A 22,038-nucleotide genomic window follows, 5' to 3' on the forward strand; every position below is an offset into this window, starting at 1 on the left:
CGGGCCCAAAACGCAAATAACACACGCACACAACTGACGGGCAGACCCCCGATGTCCTGAAACAACAATCTGCCAGACCGTCGCGCTCTTTCAGCCCGACGGTCTTTTTTTATCGACTGGAGAGAGACATCTTGAGCCCAAGCCTTTTTTGTGCCGCAGCGCCCCGCGCGCCGGCCCGCCCCCCAAGCCTGACGCTGCGGAGGTCCGCATGAGTTTTCTGATCATCCTGCTTTCGCTGGGTTTGCTGATGTTCGTGGCTTACCGCGGCCTCAGCGTGATCCTGTTTGCGCCGGTCTGCGCCTTGCTGGCCGTGCTGCTGACCGACCCCAGCCTGGTGCCGCCCCTGTTCAGCGGCATCTTCATGGACAAGCTGGTGGGCTTTGTGCAGCTGTACTTCCCGGTGTTCCTGCTGGGCGCGGTGTTTGGCAAGGTGATCGAGCTGTCGGGCTTTTCCAAGTCCATCGTGGCGGCCGTCATCGGCCTGCTGGGGCGTGAACGCGCCACGCTGTCCATCGTGGTGGTGTGTGCGCTGCTCACCTACGGCGGCGTGTCGCTGTTCGTGGTGGTGTTCGCGGTGTACCCGTTCGCGGCCGAGATGTTCCGGCAAAGCGACATCCCCAAGCGGCTGATCCCAGGCACCATCGCCCTGGGCGCCTTCACCTTCACCATGGACGCCCTGCCCGGCAGCCCGCAGATCCAGAACATCATCCCCAGCACCTTCTTCAAGACCAACACCTGGGCCGCGCCCTGGCTGGGCGTGGTGGGCACGGTGTTCATCCTGGTGACCGGCCTGGCCTACCTGGCCTGGTGCCGTCGCCGCGCGCGTGAGGCCGGCGAAGGCTATGGCAGCGGCCACAGCAACGAACCCGAACCCTATGCCGCCGAAAAGCTGCCCAACGCCTGGCTGGCCCTGGCCCCCTTGCTGGTGGTGGGCGTGATGAACAAGGTGTTCACGGTGGTGATCCCGCAGTTCTATGGCACGGTGCACACCTCGGCCCTGCCCACCATGGCCAAGCCGGTGGTCACCGACGTGAGCAAGGTGGCGGCGATCTGGGCCGTCGAGGCGGCGCTGCTGATGGGCATCCTCACCGTGGTGATTTTTGCCTGGGGCCCGGTGAAGCAGCGCTTTGCCGATGGCACCAAGGCCGCCGTGGGCGGCGCCCTGCTGGCCGCCATGAACACCGCGTCGGAGTACGGCTTTGGCGGCATCATCGCCGCCCTGCCCGGCTTCACCGTGGTGGCCGATGCACTGCGTGCCATCCCCAACCCGCTGCTCAATGAGGCCATCTCGATCTCGGCGCTGGCCGGCATCACCGGCTCGGCCTCGGGCGGCATGAGCATTGCGCTGGCCGCCATGTCCGACACCTTCATCCAGGCCGCCAACGCGGCCCACATCCCGCTGGAGGTGTTCCACCGCGTGGCCGCCATGGCCAGCGGCGGCATGGACACGCTGCCGCACAACGGCGCGGTGATCACCTTGCTGGCCGTCACCGGCCTCACGCACAAGACCTCGTACAAGGACATCTTCGCGATCACCCTGATCAAGACGGCGGCCGTGGGCGTGATCATCGCCACCTACTACCTGACCGGCCTCTACTGAGGCCATCGTCAGGCAGTGCACCGGCCTTGCGGCCTCCGCCCCAGGGCGGGCGTCGCAAGGCCAGCTGGAACAAGACAGAACAACACAAGACAAGAATCCGGAGACAAGACATGCGCAACAAGATTGTTTCGGCCGCCGAGGCGGCCGCCCTGGTCCGCGATGGCGACGTGGTGGCCACCTCGGGCTTTGTGGGCATCGGCACGCCCGAAGAACTGCTGCTGGCCCTGGAGCAACGCTTCACCGCCAGCCAGGCCCCGCGCGACCTGACCCTGGTGTTTGCCGCCGGCCAAGGCGACGGCGGCGAGCGCGGGCTCAACCACCTGGGGCACCCCGGGCTGGTGCGGCGCGCCATCGGCGGGCACTGGGGCCTGATCCCCAAGGTCGGCAAAATGGCCCTGGCCGACCAGATCGAGGCCTACAACCTGCCCCAGGGCTGCATCTCGCAGCTCTACCGCGACATCGCCGCGGGCAAGCCCGGCACCTTCTCGAAGGTGGGCCTGGGCACCTTTGTCGACCCGCGCCTGGGCGGCGGCAAGATCAACGCCTGCACCCAGGAAGACCTGGTGCGGTTGATGGACATCGATGGCGAAGAATGGCTGTTCTACAAGGCCTTTGGCATCGATGTGGCGCTGGTGCGCGGCACCACCGCCGACACCCACGGCAACATCACCATGGAGCGCGAGGCCCTGACCCTGGACAACCTGGCCATGGCCATGGCGGCGCGCAACTCCGGTGGCATCGTGATCGCCCAGGTCGAGCGCGTGGCCCAGGCCGGCTCGCTCAACCCGCGCCAGGTCTGCATCCCCGGCACCCTGGTCGACTGCGTGGTGGTGGCCCAGCCCGACAACCACCTGCAGACCTACGGCACGCGCTACTCGGCGGCCTTCTCGTCCGAGCTGCAGGTGCCACTGGACACCCTGGCCCCCCTGCCGCTGGACGAACGCAAGATCATCGCGCGCCGCTGCGCCCTGGAGCTGCCCCTGGACGGCGTGCTCAACCTCGGCATCGGCATGCCCGAGGGCGTGTCGGCCGTGGCCAATGAAGAGCGCGTGCTCGACCTGTTCACCCTCACGGCCGAGCCCGGCATCGTGGGCGGCATGCCCGCAGGCGGGCTGGATTTTGGGGCGGGCTTCAACGTCGAGGCCGTGATCGATCAGAACCAGCAGTTCGACTTCTACGACGGCGGCGGCCTGGACCTGGCCTGCCTGGGCATGGCCGAATGCGACGCGGCCGGCAACGTCAACGTGAGCCGCTTCGGCCCCAAGCTGGCCGGGGCGGGTGGCTTCATCAACATCTCGCAGAACGCCCGCACCGTGCTGTTTGCCGGCACCTTCACCGCAGGCGGCCTGAAGGTGGCCGCGGCCGACGGCCAGCTGCGCATCCTGCAGGAGGGCCGTTCGCGCAAGTTCCTGCCCCAGGTCGAGCAGATCACCTTTGCCGGCCAGCGCGCCGCCCAGCAGGGCCAGCGCGTGCTGTACGTGACCGAGCGCTGCGTGTTCGAGCTGAGCCCACAGGGCCTGCGCCTCACGGAAGTGGCTCCGGGCGTGGACATCGAGCGCGACATCGTGGCCCACATGGGCTTTCGCCCCCTGATCGAGCAGCCCCGCCTGATGGACGCCGCCCTGTTCCGCCCCGAGCCCATGGGCCTGCGCGAGCGCCTGCTGAACATGGGCTTCGAGGCCCGCTTCCGCTACGACGCCACGCAAGGCCTGCTGTTCCTGAACTTTCAGCACCTCAGCGTGCGCACCACCGCCGATGTGGAACGCATCCGCAGTGCTGTGACCGCCTTGTGCGCCCCGCTGGGCCACAAGGTGGGCGCGGTGATCAACTACGACGGCTTCAAGCTCGACGAGCAGGTGGCCGAAGCCTACGCCCAGATGGGGATCGACCTGGAGCAGCGCTTCTACAGCAGCGCCTCACGCTACGCCAGCAAGCCCTTCCAGCGCCTGACCCTGCCCGCCCTGCTGCACCGCGACGCGCAGTTGCCGGTGTATGACAGCCTGGCGAAGGCCCGGTTGGCAGGGCTCAATCATCCTGCTTCGGATCCAGCCCCGGAAACAGCACCTCGGTGAAGCCGAAGCGCGAGAAATCGCGCACCCGCATGGGGTAGAGCTTGCCGATCAGGTGGTCGCACTCGTGCTGCACCACCCGGGCGTGAAAGCCCTCCACCGTGCGTTCGATCGGGTCGCCATAGGGGTCGCGGCCGCGGTAGTGCAGGCGTTTGTAGCGGGGCACCACGCCGCGCAGGCCGGGCACCGACAGGCAGCCCTCCCAGTCATCCTCTTCTTCGTCGCCCAGCGGGGTGAGCACCGGGTTGCACAGCACGGTGCGGGGGACAGGCGGGGCGTCGGGGTAGCGCGGGTTGGGGGCGTCGGTGCCGAAGATCACCAACTGCAGGTCCACACCGATCTGGGGTGCGGCCAGGCCGGCGCCGTTGACGGCGGCCATGGTCTCGAACATGTCGCGCACCAGCAGGTGCAGGGCGTCGCTGTCGAAGTCGGCCTCGGCCAGGGGTTGGGCGATGCGCAGCAGGCGCGGGTCGCCCATTTTCAGGATGTCTCGGATCGCCATGTTCAGTCTCCGGTCAGGGTGAAGGGCAGTTCGCCCTGGGGGGGCTCGGCGGAAGGGGGCGGCGCAGCATCCGCCACGGCGGGTGTCGCTGGTTTCGCTGGTGTTTTGGGCTCCGGCCCCGCCTCGGTCTGGGCCAGCAGGCTCAGCATGCCGGCCTCGTCGAGCACGGGCACGCCCAGGCTCAGGGCCTTGTCGAGCTTGCTGCCGGCCTCGGCGCCGGCCACCAGGTAGTCGGTCTTCTTGCTCACCGAGCCGGTCACCTTGGCTCCGGCGGCTTCCAACAGATCCTTGGCCTGGTCGCGGCCCAGCGTGGGCAAGGTGCCGGTCAGCACCACGGTCTTGCCCGCCAGGGACGAGCGCGGGCCGGTGCTGGGGGCCGGCAAGGCGGCCAGCAGTTCGGCCCGGATATGGTCCAGGGCCTGCAGCACGTCGGCCTGGCCGGGCTCGGCCACAAAGGCTTGCAGCGATTTGAGCACTTCGGACGGCAAATCGGCGGCGGTCTGCCAGGCGCCCTGCGGGTCCAGCAGATCGCCCAAGGCCTGCAGGTGCGGGGCCAGTTGCTCGGCGCGCAGGGGCGTGAGCTTGGGCACCTTCAAGGCCCCCAGCAGGCTGGGCAGGCTGAGCTTGTCGGCCAGTGCCGGGTTGGGCAGGCCGGTGTCGGGGGGCACCACGCCTTGGTCGATCAGGGTGTCGATGACCTTGCGGTTGTGGTCTTCCTGCAAGAACTCATAGATCGAGGTGGCCACCACATCGCCCACATCGGGCAGCACCCGCAGCAGTGGCAAGGGCGCGCGCCGCACCCAGGCCAGGCGACCCAGCCAATCGGCCAGGGTCTTGCCGGTGGATTCGCCCACATGGCGGATGCCCAGGGCAAACAGAAAACGGCCCAGCGGGCGCTGCTTGCTGGCGGCAATGCCGTCCAGGATGTTCTGCGCCCACTTGGTGGGCACCTCGTCGCGGCCCTGCAGCTCGGCGGCCACGCCGTCGCGCTCGTCCACCCGGCGCTTCACGTCAAGGAACTGCTGCAGCGTGAGGCTGTACAGGTCGGCCACGCTGTGAATCTGGTCGTACTCGACCAGGTTGTCGATGTGGCGCTCGCCCAGGCCCTCGATGTCCATGGCGCGGCGGCTGGCAAAGTGGCGGATCGACTCCTTGCGCTGCGCCTTGCAGAACAGGCCCCCGGTGCAACGGGCCACCACCTCGCCCTCGTCGCGCATCACGTGCGAGCCGCACACGGGGCATTGGGTGGGCATCACAAAGCGCTTGTAGGGCTCGGGCAGCGGCTCGGCCGCCAGGTCCAGCTCGGCCGGGCGGCGCTCGGTCACCACCGCCACCACCTGCGGAATCACGTCGCCGGCGCGGCGCACGATCACCGTGTCGCCCACCAGCAGGCCCAGGCGGGCGATCTCGTCCTGGTTGTGCAGGGTGACGTTGGACACCATCACACCGCCCACAAACACCGGCTCCAGCCGGGCCACGGGGGTGATGGCGCCCGTGCGCCCCACCTGCACGTCGATGCCCAGCACGGTGGTCAGCTGCTCTTGCGCCGGGTACTTGTGGGCCACGGCCCAGCGGGGCTCGCGGGTGACAAAGCCCAGTCGGCGCTGCAGGGCCAGGCTGTTGACCTTGTAGACCACGCCGTCGATGTCGTAGGGCAATTGGTCGCGCAAGGCGCCGATCTTCTGGTGGTAGGCCACCAGTTCGGCCGCGCCACGGGCCGTCTGGTCCAGCGCCTCGACCGGAAAGCCCCAGGACTTCAGGGTTTGCAGAATCTCGAAATGGGTCTGCCAACTCGGCCCGCCCTGCTCCGGCGGCGTGACCTCGCCCAGGCCATAGGCAAAAAAGCTCAGCGGCCGCTGTGCCGCGATGTTCGAATCCAGTTGCCGTACGGCCCCGGCCGCGGCATTGCGCGGGTTGACGAAGAGCTTGTCGCCACGGGCGCGCTGGGCCTCGTTCAGGCGTTCAAAGTCGGCGCGCCGCATGTAGACCTCACCGCGCACCTCCAGCACCGCGGGGGCGCTGGCTGGCAGGCGCAACGGAATCTGGCCGATGGTGCGGATGTTGCTGGTCACGTCCTCACCGAGTTCGCCATCGCCCCGGGTGGCGGCCTGCACCAGCACGCCACCTTCGTAGCGCAGGTTCATGGCCAGGCCGTCGAACTTGAGTTCGGCCACGTACTCGACGGGCTCGCCGCCCTCCCCCAGGCCCAGCTCGCGCCGGATGCGGGCGTCAAAGGCTTCGGCGCCACTGGCTTCGGTGTCGGTCTCGGTGCGGATGCTGAGCATGGGCACGGCATGGCGCACGCTGGCAAAGGCATCGAGCACACGCCCGCCCACGCGCTGGGTGGGCGAGTCGGGCGTCAGCAGCTCGGGGTGGGCCGCCTCCAGGGCCTGCAGGGCCTGGAACAGGCGGTCGTACTCGGCATCCGGGATCTCGGGTGCATCGAGCACGTAATAGCGGTGGGCATGGTGGTGCAGCTGCTCGCGCAAGGCCTGGGCCTGCGCCACGGTGGCGGCGTCCGCGGGCGCCGTGGCAGCCCCGTTCGGGTCAAGGGTGGTCATGAAAAACGTCCGGCGGCGGGCCCAGACGCTGGGCCGCATGCGGCAAAAATTCTATACAAGATGGGGGCGGCTCAGGGCTTGGTGCCGGCTTGCCCGGCCACGGCTCAGGCCATCGCCCAAGCGGCCGCCCATCCTAACGCAGCGACAGGGCCTGGGCGGGCTGGAGTCATCAACAACGCGGGCGACAGGGTCTGCTCCTGACGCAGGCTTGTCAGCTCCTGCTCGATCAAGTTGGCGGGCTGCTGCGACAAGGCGGTGCGCTCATACAGCATCGAATCGATGCGCCCTCTCAAGGTGCGCACGCTCCAGCGTTCGGTGCTGGCCATCTGGGCGTAGAACTCGCGTTGCAGCGGGTCTTTGAGGGGCAGCAAGGCCAGAAAATGAGACCAGGTCAATTGTCGTGACAGTGTCGCGACAATCTCGGCCGCCGGGAAAAGGCGTGCAAACAGAACCATGCGCCGCAGATTCTTCTCTGCAAAGCCACGGCCGTACTCTTGCTCCAGATGGTGGGACACAGTGACCAGCACCTCCTGCCCATAGTCCGCGCGGCGTCCTTGCAAGATCTGGTTGTGGATGCGTTGACCGATAGACCAATACAACAAGGTCAATTCACTGTTGACTGCCGCCACGGTGCGTTGCCGGGCACCGTCAATCAAGCGTTTCAAGTCAATGAGCAGTCCATCCGGCAGATCGGCCGGTGCGGCGGAGGGGATGGGCAAAGGCATGGAATGCGTCCTTCGGCAGGCGCCGCGGGCGCGGCGGGAAGAACAGCATGCAAGCCATCAGAGACCGGTGAGGGCCGGCCTGGCCAGAAAATGCATCAATGCAGCCCTGCAACAGCCCGGCGGCAGGGCTGATCGGCTCAGCTGAAAGGACTTAGCTGAAAAGACGCCGCGCCTGGGGCGAGCCGGCGGCCAGGTCGCGGCTGTCGAGGGCGTCGTAGAGCTGCTCCAGATCGACGCCGATGGCGTCCATGGCCTGGTCGGGGATCAGGTTGCCGTTCTGGTCGGTGACCACGCCGTCCATGGCCTCAGCCAGGGCCTGGGCCACCTGGCGCAGTTGGCGGAAAGGCTGCTCGCTGCGCGGCACCTGGGGCACGTCCAGGTGCAGCGAGATGTCGCGCAGGGCCGATTGTTCGGGGTCGTCAGCCATGGCGGCCTGGGCGTCGTAGGTCAGGCCCAGCATGGGCGGCAGGCCGGCCACGGTCGAGGGCAGCACCATGCGCCCCGGGATCACGCCGGGCACAAAGCCCAGGCGGGCCGCGTTCTGCTGCACATAGCCGGGGCTCCAGGCGGCCTGGCGGGCACGCAGGCTGAAGGTCAGCTGGGCGTCGTGGTCGCTGGCGAACTGGTCCAGTTCGCGCCCGCGGGCCACCTCGTGCAGCATGTCGGGGAACTCGGGCAAGGCGTTCACCGCGTCGGCAAAGGCCTGGGCCTTCATCACGAACTCGGAGAACTCGATCTCGTTGAGCGCCCCGGTGCGGTTGGCCAGTTGCACGCCGGCCTGGAAGGCGCCATAGCGCTGGCCGGGCACGGGGGTTTCCCAGTGCTGGGTGGACTCGTTCAGGCCCTCGATGGCGAAGGGCTTGCTGCCGGCGCGGCGGGTGTGCGGCGAGGCGGCCAGCGCGGCATCGCCCGACACCACGCCCTCGAGCGTCATGGGGGCGATCACGTCGATCAGCGAATCCAGGCCGGGCTTGCGCTCGGGCACGGGCAGCGGCACACCGAGGCCGGCCGGGGCGGCCCCTGCCTGGGCGGGCTCCAGCGGGTCGACCAGGGCCGCATCCAGGCCGGGTTCGCGGCGGGCCAGCGGGTCGGTCAGGTCGGTGCCGGCCTGCTGGCTGTCGGGTTCGGGCTCGGGCTTGCGCGGTTCGTTCTTGCGCGAAGTCCAGGTGTTGTAGGCCACCACCGCCGCCAGGATGGCGCCGCCGGCAATGGCCAGGCTGATTTGCAAATTGCTCATGGTTGCTTGGGGTTCCTGAGTCTCTGGGCGGGGTCAGGCGTGGTCGGCCATCGAGAGGGCCGACTCCATGTCGACCGCCACGATGCGCGAGACGCCCTGCTCCTGCATGGTCACGCCGATCAGTTGTTCGGCCATTTCCATCGCGATCTTGTTGTGGCTGATGAACAGGAACTGGGTTTCCTTGCTCATGCTGGCCACCAGTTTGGCATAGCGCTCGGTGTTGGCGTCGTCCAGCGGGGCGTCCACCTCGTCGAGCAGGCAGAACGGCGCGGGGTTGAGCTGGAAGATGGCAAACACCAGGGCGATGGCCGTCAGGGCCTTCTCGCCCCCCGACAGCAGGTGGATGGTCTGGTTCTTCTTGCCCGGCGGCTGGGCCAGCACCTGCACGCCCGAGTCGAGGATCTCCTCGCCGGTCATCATGAGCTTGGCATTGCCGCCACCGAACAGCTCGGGGAACATGCGCCCGAAATGCTGGTTCACGGTGTTGAAGGTGCCGGCCAGCAGCTCGCGGGTTTCGCCGTCGATCTTGCGGATGGCGTCTTCCAGCGTGTTCATGGCCTCGGTCAGGTCGGCCGACTGGGCGTCGAGGAAGGTCTTGCGCTCACGCGCCACCGTCAGCTCTTCGAGCGCGGCCAGGTTGACCGCGCCCAGGGCGGCGATCTCGCGGTTCAGGCGGTCGATTTCGGACTGCAGGCCGGTCAGGCGCACGGCGCCCTGCTCGATCGAGGCGGCCACGGCGGCCAGATCGGCCCCGGCATCGGCCAGCAGGCCCTCGTACTGCTCGAAACCCAGGCGCGCGGCCTGCTCCTTGAGCTGGAATTCGGTGATGCGCTGGCGCAGCGGCTCGAGTTCGCGCTCCAGTTTCTGGCGCATTTCGTCGCTGGCACGCAGCTTGGTGGTCAGGTCGTCGTACTCGCTGCGCTTGGCACCGAGGTTCTTCTCGCGCTCCAGCTTGAGGTGCAGGGCATCCTGCAGCCCGCCCTGGGCGGCGGCGTCAGACAGGCGGGCCAGTTCGTCGTGGGCGCGCTGCTGCTCGGCCACCAGGCTTTCGGCCTGCTGGCGGGCGGTGTCGATGGTGCGCGAGAGCTCGCCGCGCCGCGCTTCGAGCGAGCGGCGGGCAAAGGTGGCTTCCTGCGCCTGGCGCTCCAGGGTGCGCTGCTGCTCGCGGCTTTCGGCCAGCTTGCGCTCGGCTTCGATCACACGTTCGTCGAGCTGGGCATGGCGCTCCTGGGTGTCGGCCAGTTGCAGATCCAGCTCCTCGAAACGGGCCTCGGCGGTGATGCGGCGCTCCTGCAGTTCTTCCAGGGCGGCATCCACCTCGGCCAGGTCGGCCTGCAACTGCTCGCTGCGTTGGCGGGCCTGCTCGGCCTGCTGGCTCAGCCTCAGGGTTTCCACTTCAAGCTCGTGGCGGCGCCCCTGGGCCTCGGCGGCCTCGCGGCGCACGGCGACCAGGCGTTGCGAGGCATCGGCGTAGGCCGCCTCGGCACGCACCAGGGCGCTGCGGGCTTCTTCACCGAGCAGCACCTGGGCACGCAACTGCTTGTCGAGGTTTTCGATCTCTTGGGCCCGGGCCAACAGGCCGGCCTGCTCGGAGTCGGGGGCATAGAAGGTGACGCCGTGGGCGGATACGGCATGGCCACCGGCCACGTAGAGCACCTCGCCCGGCTTCAGGCTGGCCCGCTGGGCCAGGGCTTCGTCCAGGCTGGGAGCGGTGTAGCAGCCGTGCAGCCAATCGGCCAGCAAGGCGCTCAGGCCGGCATCGTTGAGGCGCAGCAGATCCGACAGGCGGGGCCAGGCACCGGCCGGTGCGGGCACGGCCGCGGTCGGCGGGCTGAAGAAAGCCAGGCGGGTGGGCGGCGCATCGGTCGGGCCCTGGCCCAGAAAGCCGCGCACCAGCTCCAGGCGTGAGACCTCCAGGGCGCCCAGGCGCTCGCGCAGGGCGGCTTCCAGGGCGTTTTCCCAGCCGGCCTCGATGTGCAGCCGGTTCCACAGGCCCTGCAGGTGGTCCAGCCCGTGCTTGGCCAGCCAGGGTTTGAGCTTGCCGTCGGTGCGCACCTTCTCCTGCAAGGCCTTGAGGGCCTCCAGGCGGGCCGACAGGTCGGCCTGGCGCGCGCTTTCGCTGTTCACGGCCTGCTGGCGGTGGCGCCGGTCTTCATCGAGGGCGGGCACGCTTTCCTGCAGCTCGTGCAGGCGGGCTTCGGCCTCTTCGGCCACGGCCTGGGCCTCTTCGAGTTCGGCGCGGCGGCTGTTCAGCAAGGCCTCGTCGGGCGCGGCCAGCGCCTTGCGGTCGGTGCTGAGCTTGTCGTGGCGCTGGTTCAGGCTGCGGCTTTGCTCATCGAGGCTGCGCTGCTCCGCGGCCAGCACCTGGATCTGCTGCTGCACCTGGCTGACCAGCCCACGCTGCTCGTTGGCGCGCTGCTGGCTCAGGCGCAGGGCGTCTTCCAGCTCGGGCAGGCGCATGGCCTGCTCTTCAACCTGGGCAGCCAGCAGTTCGGCCTTTTCTTCGGCGCTGATGTCGTCCTCGGCCAGGGTTTCCAGCTGGGCTTCGGCGTCTTCACGGCGCAGCGACCACTGGCCGATCTGCTCGCGCAGCGTGGCCAGGCGCTGCTCCACCCGCTGGCGGCCTTCCACCACGAAACGGATCTCGGCCTCCAGGCGGCCGACTTCGGCACTGGCTTCGTACAGCGCGCCCTGGGCCTGGTTGACCTGGTCGCCCGCGGCGTAATGAGCCTGGCGGATGGTTTCCAGATCGGCTTCGATGTGGCGCAGGTCGGCGGTGCGCGATTCGAGGTCGTTCACGGCCTGGGCCGCGTCGGCGCGCACCTTGGCCTGATCGGCCTCGCTTTCGCGCCGCTTCAAAAACCACAGCTGGTGCTGCTTGAGGGTGACATCGCTCTGCAGGGCGTTGTACTTGCGCGCCACCTCGGCCTGCTTCTCCAGCTTGTCGAGGTTGGCGTTGAGCTCGCGCAGGATGTCTTCGACCCGGGTCAGGTTCTCGCGCGTGTCGGACAGGCGGTTTTCGGTCTCGCGGCGGCGTTCCTTGTACTTGGACACCCCGGCCGCCTCTTCGAGGAACAGGCGCAGTTCCTCAGGCTTGGATTCGATGATGCGGCTGATCGTGCCCTGGCCGATGATGGCGTAGGCGCGCGGCCCCAGGCCGGTGCCCAGGAACACGTCCTGCACATCCTTGCGCCGCACCGGCTGGTTGTTGATGTAGTAGCTGCTGTTGCCGTCGCGCGTCAGCACGCGCTTGACGGCAATCTCTTCGTACTGGTTCCACTGGCCGCCGGCGCGGTGGTCGATGTTGTCGAACACCAGCTCGACACTGGAGCGGCTGGCCGGCTTGCGCGTGGTCGTGCCGTTGAAGATCACGTCCTGCATCGATTCGCCGCGCAGCTCGCTGGCCTTGCTTTCGCCCAGCACCCAGCGCACGGCATCCATGATGTTGGACTTGCCGCAGCCGTTCGGGCCCACCACCCCCACCAACTGCCCGGGCAGCAGGAAGTTGGTCGGCTCGGCGAACGACTTGAACCCTGATAGCTTGATTGAATTGAGACGCACGAGAAACCCTGTTCGGCCTGTCGCCACGGGGGCGCCGCAGGCAGCTTGATGGCATGGGACCGACAGCACCCCGCAGGGCTTCGGTCCGGATGATCCGCGGGGCACGATGTTACCCGAGCGCACTCCCCTTCCACGGTGCAGCAGGCCACAGCGCCCATTTTTGCGCCCTCGCCCGCGTGATTTGGGTCACGCGCAGGCGTTTTCAGCCGGGGCCAGGCCCTGTGGCCACGACAGAGGGTGCGTTGCGACAGGCCACCGGCATGGCTAGCACACTCAACTCATAAGCATATAAATATTGAATGATTGACCTGCATTAATGCGCAATGTAGATTCTTGTCATGGAAACTCGCCATCTCGAGGCCTTTTCGGCCGTCATGTCCAGCGGCAGCATCACCGGTGCGGCACGCTTGTTGGCGCGTTCGCAACCCGCGGTCACCCGGCTGATCCAGGAGCTGGAGGCCGAAATCGGCCACCCTCTGTTCCAACGCCATGGCCCCCGCGTCACGCCCACCGAGCACGGTTTTGGCCTGCGCGGCGATGTGGAGCGGGCCCTGGCCGGCCTGCGCCAGGTCGGTGAACGGGCGCGCCAGATCGCCAGCCGCGAGCTGCCGGCCCTGGAAGTGGCCGCCACCTCCGCCCTGGCCCTGGGCCTGCTGCCCCCCGCCCTGGCCCAACTGGAGCAAGGCCAGGGCCCCAGCCCGCTGCAATTGCGCACCAGCGTGCCCGAGCAGGTGCTGCAGGCGGTGCTGGGCGGCGAGGTCGATCTTGGCCTGTGCAGCCTGCCCCTGGAGCACCGGGGCCTGCAGGTGCACTGGATCGGGCAACTGCCCTGCGTGGCGGTGTTGCCGGCCGACGATGAACTGGCCCGCCTCGCGGTGGTGCCCTTGCAAGCCTTGGGGCAGCGCCGGCTCATCACCATGGGCAACCCTTACCGGCTGCGCCATCGCCTGGAACACGCGCTGGGGCCGACGCAGCAGCCCGCACTCATCGAAACCAATGCCTCGGCCAGCGCGCTGGCCTTGGTGCAGGCCGGGCTGGGTGTGGCCGTGCTGGAGCCGCTGACGCCGCACGGGCTGCAGTCGGCCGCCGTGGCCGTGCGCCCGCTGGACACCGAGGTGCCCTTCTTCTTTGGCGTGATCACCCTGCCGACCCGCCCGGTGGCACCGGCCCAGCAGCAGCGCACCGAAGCGCTGGTGCAGGCCCTGCTGGAGCAGGCCCGACGGCTGCCCGGCTTTCAGGAACACCCGCCCTCGGCCCACGCCCACCTCCTCGACGCGGACCATGGCCTGCCGGCCAGGGCCAGTGCCAGCATCCCCATTTCCTTTTGATCAGAAGGCTTCGACCATGAGCACCTCAACCCCCTCTCCAGCCGGCACGGCTGCCCGTTCCGCCACCGGCCTGCCCGCCCTGGAGGCGCGCCTGAAGCAGGATCTGCAGTGGCTGTGCCTGCCCGCCAAGCCCTGGGTGCCCCAGCAGGCCGACCCCGAGGTGCTGGACGTGGCCATCATCGGCGGCGGCATGGCCGGCTTGGCCCTGTCGGCCTCGCTGCGCCACCTGGGCATCCGCAACCGCATCTATGACCAGTCGCCGGCCGGCTTCGAAGGCCCCTGGGCCACCACGGCGCGCATGGAAACCCTGCGCTCGCCCAAAGAGCTGACCGGCCCGGCGCTGGGCCTGCCCGCCCTGACCTTCCGCGCCTGGTTCGAGGCCCAGTTCGGCCTGGACGCCTGGAACGCGCTGGACAAGATCCCGCGCCTGCAATGGGCCGACTACCTGCGCTGGTACCGCCAGGTGCTGGATCTGGAGGTGCTCAACCAGCACCGGGTGATCGATGTGCTGCCGCAGGCAGACGGCACGGTGCAGATCGAACTGCAAGACCAACGCCAGACACCTGCCCGCGCCCTGACCGTGCGGGCCCGTCACCTGGTGCTGGCCACCGGGCGTGACGGCCTGGGCGGCGCCTGGGTGCCCGCCTGGGCGCACCAGGTGCCGCGCGACCGCTGGGTGCATTCCTCCGACGTCTGGGACGGCGAGCGCATGCGCGGCCTTCGCGTGGCCGTGGTGGGCGGCGGCTCGTCGGCCATGGACGTGGCCGCCACGGCGCTGGAATCGGGCGCACAGCGGGTCGACCTGCTGATCCGCCGCGCTGATCTGCCGCGCATCAACAAGGGCAAGGGCGCCGGCCACCCGGGCATGGTGCATGGCTACCCGAGCCTGCCGGACGAGTGGAAGTGGCGCTTTCGCCACTACATCAATGTGCAGCAGGTGCCGCCGCCGCACGGCAGCACGCTGCGGGTGTCGCGCCACGCCAACGCCCACTTCCACCTGGGCACGCCCATCCACGGCGTGAGCCAGCGCAGCGACGGCTCGCTGCGGGTGGACACGGCCAAGGGCCCGCTGGCGGCCGATGTGCTGATCTTCAGCACCGGCTTTCGCACCGACTGGAGCCTGCGCCCCGAATACGCCCGCCTGGCGCCCCACGTGCGCACCTGGCAAGACCGTTTCACCGCCCCGGCCGGGCAGGAAGACAGCGAACTGGACCAATCGCCCGACCTGGGCCCGCTGTTCGAGTTCCAGCAACGCACGCCGGGCAGCCTGCCGGGCCTGGAGCGGGTGCACTGCTTCTGCTATGCGGCCGCCCTGTCGCAAGGCGCAGGTGCCGGCGACATCCCGCAAATCAGCGAAGGCGCCCAGCGCCTGGCGCGCGGCCTGGCCGCGCAGTTGCTGAGCGAAGACGCCGCACAGCACTTTGCCGCCATGGAAGCCTACGCCGACCCCGAGCTGGACGGCCAGGAATGGACCCCGGCCCCGGCTCTGCCGCCGTATCAAGAAGTGGACGAGGCGAGCAGCGTTGCCAACACCGCCACGGCGACCCCGGCATGAGCGGCTGGCTGCTGCGTCGCGTCGGCCAGGCCGCCTTGGTGGTGCTGGCCATGACGGTGATCGTGTTCGTGGGCCTGCACGCGGTGGGCAACCCGGTCGACATCCTGATCGGTGACGACCTGAACCAGCAGGAACGCCTGCAGGCCATCGCCCGCCTGGGCCTGGACCAGCCGCTGTGGCGGCAGTACCTGGCCTTTGTCGACGGCGCCCTGCATGGCAGCCTGGGGCGCAGTTTTGTGTACCAGGAAGACGCCTTCCACCTGATCCTGCAGCGCCTGCCCGCCACCCTGGAGCTGGCGGTGTCGGCCCTGCTGCTGGCGGTGCTGATCGGTGTGCCCCTGGGGCTGGTGGCCGGCATGTGGCCCGAGCACCCGCTCTCCAAGGCCTTGATGGCGGGCTCGATCGTGGGCTTTTCGCTACCCGCCTTCTGGGTGGCGCTGATGCTGATCATGGTGTTCAGCGTGCAACTGGGCTGGCTGCCGGCCAGCGGCCGCGGGGCCACCCGGGAGTGGCTGGGCGTGGCCTGGTCCTGGCTCACGCTGGACGGGCTGCAGCACCTGTTGCTGCCGGCCATCAACCTGGCGCTGTTCAAGATCTCGCTGGTGCTGCGCCTGACCCGGGCCGGCGTGCGCGAGGTGCTGCCGCAGGATTTTGTGAAATTCGCCCGCGCCAAGGGCCTGTCGCCCGCCCGGGTGCTGGTCTGGCACGTGCTGCGCAATACCCTGATCCCGCTGGTGACGGTGCTGGGCCTGGAGCTGGGCTCGACCATCGCCTACGCCGTGGTCACCGAAAGCATTTTTGCCTGGCCCGGTGCCGGCAAGCTGATCCTGGACAGCATCAACTCGCTGGACCGACCCGTGGTGGTGGCCTACCTGATGGTGGTGGTGCTGATCTTCGTCACCCTGAACCTGCTGGTGGACGTGCTCTACAAGCTGCTGGACCCGCGCGTGCGGCTGGAGGGCGCGGCATGAGCCTCATCCCATCCCAAGCGGCCGCCAAGCCCGCCGTACGCCCGCGGCGCGAGCACTCGATCTGGTGGCGCATGGCCGCCGACTTTGCGCGCTCGCGTATCGCCATGGCCGGCCTGCTGCTGCTGGCTGCCGTGCTGCTGGTGGCCCTGGTGGCCCCCTGGATCACGCCGCAGAACCCCTACGACCTGATGCAGCTCGACGTGCTGGACGCCCGCCTGCCCCCGGGCAGCCCGCAGGGCAGCGGCCAGTACACCTACTGGCTGGGCACCGACGGCCAGGGGCGCGACCTGTACTCGGCCATCGTCTACGGCCTGCGCATCAGCCTGCTGGTGGGCGTGGGCTCGGCGGCCGTGGCGGCGGTGGTGGGCACGCTGATGGGCCTGCTGGCCGCTTACGCGGGTGGGCGCATCGACGCGCTCATCATGCGCCTGGTCGACCTGCTGCTGTCTTTCCCCACCCTGCTGATGGCCTTGATGATCCTGGCCTGGACCGGCAAGGGCGTAGGCAATGTGGTGCTGACCCTGGTGCTGCTCGAATGGGCCTACTACGCCCGCACCGCCCGCGGCCAGGCCCTGGTGGAGGCGCGGCGCGACTACGTGGAGGCGGCGCGTGGCCTGGGTCTGCCCGACTGGCGCATCCTGCTGGGCCACATCCTGCCCAACTGCCTGCCGCCGCTGCTGGTGATCGGGGCGCTGCAGGTGGCCCGCGCCATCACGCTGGAGGCCACGCTGTCTTTTCTGGGCCTGGGGGTGCCGATCACCGAGCCCTCGCTGGGGCTGCTGATCTCCAACGGCTACCAGTACCTGCTGTCCAATGAATACTGGATCAGCGTGTTTCCGGGCCTGGCCCTGCTGGCCACCATCGTGGCCATCAACCTGGTGGGGGATCAGTTGCGCGATGTGCTCAACCCCCGCCTCATGAAGTGAACGCCATGGCTTCCAATCATTCGACAGACGCCGGCGACATCACGCTGGAGGTGCGCGACCTGCACACCTGTTTCCACACCCGCGAAGGGGTGCTGCCGGTGGTGGACGGGGTGTCCTTCACGCTGCGGCGCGGCCAGGTGCTGGGCCTGGTGGGCGAATCGGGCTCGGGCAAGTCGGTCACCGGCTTTTCCATCATGGGCCTGATCGACCCGCCCGGCCGGGTGGAAAGCGGGCAGCTGTTGTTCCAGGGCCGCGAATTGCGCGCGCTGAGCCCGCGCGAGCGGCGCAGCCTGCAGGGCGACCGCATGGCCATGATCTTTCAAGACCCCATGGCCACGCTGAACCCGGTGCTGGACATCGCCACCCAGATGATCGAGGCGGTGCAGGCGCACCGCCGCGTGAGCCGGGCCCAGGCGCGGCAACTGGCCCGCGACACCCTGGCCAGCATGGGCATTCCCAGTCCCGACGAGCGCCTGGACGCCTACCCGCACCAGCTCTCGGGCGGCATGCGCCAACGCGTGGCGATTGCCATCGCGCTGCTGCACGGGCCCGACCTGATCATTGCCGACGAACCCACCACCGCCCTGGATGTGACGCTGCAGGCGCAAATCCTGTCCGAGGTGCAGGCCCTGGTGCGTGAGCGCGGCACGGCGCTGATCTGGATCAGCCACGACCTGTCGGTGGTGGCCGGCCTGGCCGATCAGATCGCGGTGATGTATGCCGGGCGCATCGTGGAGCACGGCACGGTCGACCAGGTGCTGGACCACCCCCAGCACCCCTACACCCAAGGCCTGATCGGCAGCCTGCCCAGCGCCAACCAGCGCGGCACGCGGCTGCGCCAGATCAGCGGCATGGCCCCCAGCCTGCTCGACATGCCCGCCGGCTGCGCCTTTGCCCCGCGCTGCCCCCGAGCCAGCGCCACCTGCCAGCAAGCCCGGCCTGACATCAGCCAGCCGCGCCCCGAGGCGGCGGACCACGCCGTGCGTTGCCACCACCCAGGCGCCGCCCCTGCGGCCAGCCTCTCTCCCGAGGTCGCTGCATGAGCACACCGTCATTCAACATGCCTCTTGAGACTCCGCCGCCCCTGGTCGCCCTGCGCGACATCCGTCAGCACTTCGGCCAGCGCGCCCCGCGCGGCTGGCTGGGGCGTGGCCTGGACCGCCTGCTGCCGCCCGCGCCGCCCCGCATCACCCGCGCCGTGGATGGCGTGAGCCTCAGCGTGCAGCCTGGCGAGGTGGTGGGTGTGGTGGGCGAATCGGGCTGCGGCAAATCCACCCTGGGCCGCATCGCGGCCGGCCTGCTGCGCCCCACGGCCGGCGAGGTGCAGGTGCTGGGGCAATCGCTGGAGGGCCTGAACCCGGCCGAGCGCCTGGCCGCCCGGCTGCGCGTGCAGATGGTGTTCCAGGACCCCAACGCCAGCCTGAACCCGCGCCTGCGCGTGTCGCGCATCGTGGGCGAGGCGCCGCGCCACCACGGCCTGAGCGATGCCGCCGGGCTGGACGACTATGTCTGCGCCCAGTTGCAGCGTGCCGGGCTGGACCCCAGCCTGCGCCACCGCTACCCACACCAGTTCAGCGGCGGGCAGCGCCAGCGCATCGGCATCGCGCGTGCCCTGGCGGTGCAGCCGGCCATGCTGGTGTGCGATGAGGCGGTGGCCGCGCTGGATGTGTCGATCCAGGCCCAGATCCTGAACCTGTTCATGGACCTGCGCGACCAGCTGGGCCTGGCCTACCTGTTCATCAGCCACGATCTGGGCGTGATCCACCACCTGTGCGACCGGGTGGTGGTGATGTACCTGGGCCGGGTGGTCGAGACCGCCTCGGCCGAAGAGCTGTTTGCCCGGCCGGCCCACCCCTACACCCAGGCCCTGCTGGCCGAGATCCCCGACATCGCCCAGCGGCGCACCCGCTTCACCGCCCTGGCTGGCGAAATCCCCAGCCCGCTGGCACCGCCGCCGGGCTGCCATTTCCACCCGCGCTGCCCCCAGGCCACCGAGCGCTGCCGCACCGAAGCGCCCACGCTGCGGGGCATTGCGGTGCGCCATGAGGTGGCCTGCCACCTGCACGACACGGTCTGAACCACCCACCCCACCCGGAAAGACGCCCATGAAAACCACCCTCACCGCCTTGGCCCTGGCCGCCAGCCTGGCCGGCCATCTGGCCGGCGCGCAAACCCTGTCGATCGGCTACGCCGACCCCTTGTCCTCGCTGGACCCGCAGCTCAACAACCACGCGGGCGACCGCTCGCTGGCGCTGCACTTCTGGGATTCGATCATCAACTCGCGTGATGGCGGCAAGCTGGAGCCGGCCCTGGCCAGCAGCTGGAAGAGCCTGGACGAGCGCACCTGGGAGTTCAAGCTGCGCACCGACATCAAGTGGCAGGACGGCACGCCCTTCACGGCCGACGACATCGTGTTCTCGTTCCAGCGCGCCCGCAATGTACCGGGCAGCGTGGCCTCGTACACCGGGGCGCTGCGCTCGGTCGAATCGGCCACGGCGCGCGATGCCCACACCGTGGTCATCAAGACCAACACCCCCAACCCCATGCTGCCGCTGGAGATCGCCTCGGTCTACATCGTGAGCAAGCACGTGGGCGAAAAATCCAAGACCGAAGACTACAACGCCGGCCGCGCCATGGTGGGCACCGGGCCGTACAAATGGGTCTCACACGTGCCGGGCGACCGCACGGTGTTCGAGCGCAGCCCCGGCTACTGGGGCCCCAAGCCCGAGTGGGAGAAGGTGAACTACCGCTTCATCAACAATGGGGCGGCCCGCACGGCAGCCCTGTTGGCCGGCGATGTGGACGTGATCGACAAGGTGGCCGTCACCGATGTCGAGAAGCTGCGCAAGAACCCGGGCTTCAGCGTCTACACCTACCCGGGCCTGCGGGTGCTGCTGGTGCAGCCCAGCTTCCGCGCCGGGCCCAATGAGTTCATCACCGACAACGCCGGCAAGCCGCTGGCACAGAACCCGCTGCTCGATGTGCGGGTGCGCCAGGCCCTGTCGCTGGCCATCAACCGCAAGGCGATTGCCGACCGCATCCTGCAAGGCACGGTGACGGTGGCCAACCAGTGGATGCCCAAGGGCAGCTTCGGCTTCAACCCCGACATCCCCGAGATCGCCAACGACCCCGAGCAGGCCAAGAAGCTGCTGGCCGCGGCCGGCTTTCCGCAGGGCTTCCAGATCAGCATCCATGTGCCGGGTGACCGCTACCCGCAAGGCCCCGAGACCGCGCAGGCCGTGGCCCAGTTCTGGAGCCGCATCGGCGTCAAGACCAAGGTCGAGGTGGTGCCCTGGTCGGTGTATGCCGGCAAGGCCAACAAGAACGAATACGCGGTGAGCGTGCTGGCCTGGGGCAACGGCACTGGCGAGGCCAGCTACGGCCTGCTGAACGCCTTTGCCAGTGTGGACGCCAAGCGCGGCCGCGGCGCCTCGAACTGGGGCCGCTACAGCAATGAATCGGTCGACAAGTCGCTCGATGCCGCCACGGTCGAATTCGACGCCCGCCGCCGCGAGGCCATCCTGCGCCACTCGGCCAAGCTGGTGACCGACGATGTGGGCGCCATCCCGCTGTTCCATTACCAGAACATCTGGGCCGCCAAGAAGGGCCTGAAGGTGGTGCCGCTGCTGAGCGACCGCACCACCGCCATGCAGGTCAGCCGCGTGGGCAAGTAAGCCATGAGCACCCCCGCCCGCCTCCACATCAGCCCGGCCGAGGCGCTGATCGACGTGCCGCGCCAGATCCAGGTGCAGGGCCTGCGGCCCGGCGAAGCCATCACGCTGCAAAGCCGCACCGTGCGCGGGCCGGGTGTGGCCTGGGTGGCCACGGCACGCTACCAGGCCGATGCCGCCGGCCAGGTCGACCTGGGCCGCGATGCCCCGCTGCCCGGTTCGGCCTATGAAGGCGTGGACCCCATGGGCCTGATCTGGGCCCAGGCGCCCGAGCAGCCCGGCGCCTCGCGCGAGGTGTTTGGCACCGAGCCCGGGGCCGCGCTGCACACCCGCATCACCCTGCTGCGCGAAGGCCAGCCGGCCCTTGAGGCCTCTCTGGTGCAGCAACTGGCGGCCCCCGGCGTGCAACGCCGCGAGATCCGCGAGCAAGGCCTGGTGGGCAGCCTGTGGACGCCCGCCGGCCCGGGGCCGCACCCGGCGGTGCTGGTGCTCAACGGCTCGGGCGGCGGCATCAACGAAGCCCGGGGGGCGCTGTACGCCTCGCGCGGCTACACCGCCCTGGCGCTGGGCTACTTCAAGGCGCCGGGCCTGTCGGACTACATCTCGAACACGCCGCTGGAGTACTTCGAGACCGCCCTGCACTGGGTGCACCGCACCCTGCAGCCCGCCAACGGCTTTGTGGCGCTGAGCGGCCAGTCGCGCGGCGGTGAGCTGGTGCTGCTGCTGGGGTCGATGTTCCCCGAGTTGGTGTCGGCCGTGGTCGGCTATGTGCCCTCGGCCGTGGTGAACTGCGCCCAGAACGCCTGCGACCCCGCCCTGGGGCGCGAAGGCTGGGCCTGGCTGTACCAGGGCCGCCCGATACCCCATGTGTGGGAGAACAACCGCCATGCCACTTGGGCCCCCTGGGACGAGGGCCCCGAGCCGCGTCGGCACACGAATGCCTTGCTGACCTCGCTGCGCGACGCCGAGGCGGTGGAGCGCGCACGCATCCGGGTGGAACGCATCCGGGGCCCGGTGCTGCTGCTGACCGCGGGCGACGATGGATCCTGGCCCTCCAGCCTTTACGGGCGCATGGTGGCAGAGCACCTGGCGCAGGCCGGGCACCCCTGGCCGGTTCAACAACTGGACTGGCCCGGCGCGGGCCACAGCGTGCTGTTTCCGACCGTGCCCACCACCCAGCTGGTCTATGCCCACCCGGTGTCGGGCCGGCTCAGCACCACCGGCGGCAGCCCGGCCGCCAATGCGCAGGCCGACCAGGCCTCCTGGGCCGGCGTGCTGGCCTTTTTACAACAAGCCGTGGCGGCCCAGGCCGCCCACGCCCACCCCTGAGAA

The 22,038-nt window shown here is 69.1% G+C and carries 15 protein-coding genes; 10 read left to right on the forward strand and 5 right to left on the reverse strand.

The features are described from left to right. The first annotated feature begins 208 nt into the window (after nt 1-208). Nucleotides 209-1,600: a GntP family permease gene (locus L880_RS0103745; RefSeq protein ID WP_027474529.1), complete on the forward strand. Its 1,392-nt coding sequence runs from the start codon at nt 209-211 to the stop codon at nt 1,598-1,600. Nucleotides 1,601-1,710: 110 nt separating this feature from the next. Continuing rightward, nucleotides 1,711-3,672, forward strand: coding sequence for an acyl CoA:acetate/3-ketoacid CoA transferase (locus L880_RS31500; protein WP_051443032.1), 1,962 nt, complete (start codon nt 1,711-1,713; stop codon nt 3,670-3,672). Here the strand turns inward: L880_RS31500 and L880_RS0103755 are convergent. The 5 genes from L880_RS0103755 to smc all read right to left on the reverse strand — a co-directional run bounded on the left by L880_RS0103755 (nt 3,626) and on the right by smc (nt 12,255). Continuing rightward, the gene (locus tag L880_RS0103755) at nt 3,626-4,171 is read right to left on the reverse strand and encodes a peptide deformylase (protein WP_027474530.1); all 546 of its coding nucleotides are present in this window, start codon (nt 4,169-4,171) and stop codon (nt 3,626-3,628) included. The genes L880_RS31500 and L880_RS0103755 overlap by 47 nt on opposite strands. A gap of 2 nt (nt 4,172-4,173) precedes the next feature. Next, complete coding sequence (gene ligA, locus L880_RS0103760) at nt 4,174-6,732, reverse strand: NAD-dependent DNA ligase LigA (RefSeq protein WP_157462560.1); 2,559 nt, start codon at nt 6,730-6,732, stop codon at nt 4,174-4,176. 104 nt (nt 6,733-6,836) lie between these two features. Further along, nucleotides 6,837-7,457: a DUF1016 N-terminal domain-containing protein gene (locus tag L880_RS31505; RefSeq protein WP_084460977.1), complete on the reverse strand. Its 621-nt coding sequence runs from the start codon at nt 7,455-7,457 to the stop codon at nt 6,837-6,839. Between the two features lie 151 nt (nt 7,458-7,608). After that, a complete protein-coding gene (locus tag L880_RS0103770) occupies nt 7,609-8,694 on the reverse strand; it encodes a cell division protein ZipA C-terminal FtsZ-binding domain-containing protein (protein WP_027474532.1) in 1,086 nt (361 codons plus the stop codon). Nucleotides 8,695-8,727: 33 nt separating this feature from the next. Beyond that, nucleotides 8,728-12,255 carry a chromosome segregation protein SMC gene (gene smc, locus L880_RS0103775; protein WP_027474533.1) on the reverse strand — a complete coding sequence of 1,176 codons (3,528 nt, stop codon included), beginning with the start codon at nt 12,253-12,255 and terminating at the stop codon, nt 8,728-8,730. Between the two features lie 338 nt (nt 12,256-12,593). Between smc and L880_RS0103780 the strand changes: the two genes are divergently transcribed. The 8 genes from L880_RS0103780 to L880_RS0103815 are packed head-to-tail and all read left to right on the forward strand — an operon-like array spanning nt 12,594 to nt 22,035. After that, entirely contained in the window at nt 12,594-13,583 is a 990-nt protein-coding gene (locus L880_RS0103780; protein WP_027474534.1) for a LysR family transcriptional regulator, read from the forward strand. Between the two features lie 16 nt (nt 13,584-13,599). Continuing rightward, nucleotides 13,600-15,138, forward strand: coding sequence for a SidA/IucD/PvdA family monooxygenase (locus tag L880_RS0103785; RefSeq protein ID WP_027474535.1), 1,539 nt, complete (start codon nt 13,600-13,602; stop codon nt 15,136-15,138). Further along, entirely contained in the window at nt 15,135-16,109 is a 975-nt protein-coding gene (locus L880_RS0103790; protein ID WP_027474536.1) for an ABC transporter permease, read from the forward strand. Before L880_RS0103785 ends, L880_RS0103790 begins: the two co-directional genes overlap by 4 nt. Then, nucleotides 16,106-17,035, forward strand: coding sequence for an ABC transporter permease (locus L880_RS0103795; RefSeq protein ID WP_027474537.1), 930 nt, complete (start codon nt 16,106-16,108; stop codon nt 17,033-17,035). Before L880_RS0103790 ends, L880_RS0103795 begins: the two co-directional genes overlap by 4 nt. Before the next feature lie 5 nt (nt 17,036-17,040). Then, nucleotides 17,041-18,078 (forward strand): ABC transporter ATP-binding protein, encoded by a 1,038-nt coding sequence (locus tag L880_RS0103800; protein WP_031255858.1) that lies wholly within the window; start codon nt 17,041-17,043, stop codon nt 18,076-18,078. Continuing rightward, nucleotides 18,075-19,112 carry an ABC transporter ATP-binding protein gene (locus L880_RS0103805; protein ID WP_245614922.1) on the forward strand — a complete coding sequence of 346 codons (1,038 nt, stop codon included), beginning with the start codon at nt 18,075-18,077 and terminating at the stop codon, nt 19,110-19,112. Before L880_RS0103800 ends, L880_RS0103805 begins: the two co-directional genes overlap by 4 nt. A 28-nt stretch (nt 19,113-19,140) precedes the next feature. Further along, nucleotides 19,141-20,709: an ABC transporter substrate-binding protein gene (locus L880_RS0103810; protein ID WP_027474540.1), complete on the forward strand. Its 1,569-nt coding sequence runs from the start codon at nt 19,141-19,143 to the stop codon at nt 20,707-20,709. 3 nt (nt 20,710-20,712) lie between these two features. Further along, nucleotides 20,713-22,035: an acyl-CoA thioesterase/bile acid-CoA:amino acid N-acyltransferase family protein gene (locus L880_RS0103815; RefSeq protein WP_027474541.1), complete on the forward strand. Its 1,323-nt coding sequence runs from the start codon at nt 20,713-20,715 to the stop codon at nt 22,033-22,035. Nucleotides 22,036-22,038 lie beyond the last annotated feature (3 nt).

This window comes from Curvibacter gracilis ATCC BAA-807 (assembly GCF_000518645.1).
Lineage (GTDB): Bacteria > Pseudomonadota > Gammaproteobacteria > Burkholderiales > Burkholderiaceae_C > Curvibacter > Curvibacter gracilis.

Bases quoted from the DNA above. Each gene is read 5' to 3' on its own strand.
- L880_RS0103810 (WP_027474540.1), top strand. From the start codon at position 19,141: ATGAAAACCACCCTCACCGCCTTGGCCCTGGCCGCCAGCCTGGCCGGC.
- L880_RS0103755 (WP_027474530.1), bottom strand. From the start codon at position 4,171: ATGGCGATCCGAGACATCCTGAAAATGGGCGACCCGCGCCTGCTGCGC.
- L880_RS0103790 (WP_027474536.1), top strand. From the start codon at position 15,135: ATGAGCGGCTGGCTGCTGCGTCGCGTCGGCCAGGCCGCCTTGGTGGTG.
- L880_RS0103800 (WP_031255858.1), top strand. From the start codon at position 17,041: ATGGCTTCCAATCATTCGACAGACGCCGGCGACATCACGCTGGAGGTG.
- L880_RS0103795 (WP_027474537.1), top strand. From the start codon at position 16,106: ATGAGCCTCATCCCATCCCAAGCGGCCGCCAAGCCCGCCGTACGCCCG.
- L880_RS0103805 (WP_245614922.1), top strand. From the start codon at position 18,075: ATGAGCACACCGTCATTCAACATGCCTCTTGAGACTCCGCCGCCCCTG.
- L880_RS0103780 (WP_027474534.1), top strand. From the start codon at position 12,594: ATGGAAACTCGCCATCTCGAGGCCTTTTCGGCCGTCATGTCCAGCGGC.
- L880_RS0103770 (WP_027474532.1), bottom strand. From the start codon at position 8,694: ATGAGCAATTTGCAAATCAGCCTGGCCATTGCCGGCGGCGCCATCCTG.
- L880_RS31505 (WP_084460977.1), bottom strand. From the start codon at position 7,457: ATGCCTTTGCCCATCCCCTCCGCCGCACCGGCCGATCTGCCGGATGGA.
- L880_RS0103815 (WP_027474541.1), top strand. From the start codon at position 20,713: ATGAGCACCCCCGCCCGCCTCCACATCAGCCCGGCCGAGGCGCTGATC.
- L880_RS0103785 (WP_027474535.1), top strand. From the start codon at position 13,600: ATGAGCACCTCAACCCCCTCTCCAGCCGGCACGGCTGCCCGTTCCGCC.
- L880_RS0103745 (WP_027474529.1), top strand. From the start codon at position 209: ATGAGTTTTCTGATCATCCTGCTTTCGCTGGGTTTGCTGATGTTCGTG.
- L880_RS31500 (WP_051443032.1), top strand. From the start codon at position 1,711: ATGCGCAACAAGATTGTTTCGGCCGCCGAGGCGGCCGCCCTGGTCCGC.
- ligA (WP_157462560.1), bottom strand. From the start codon at position 6,732: ATGACCACCCTTGACCCGAACGGGGCTGCCACGGCGCCCGCGGACGCC.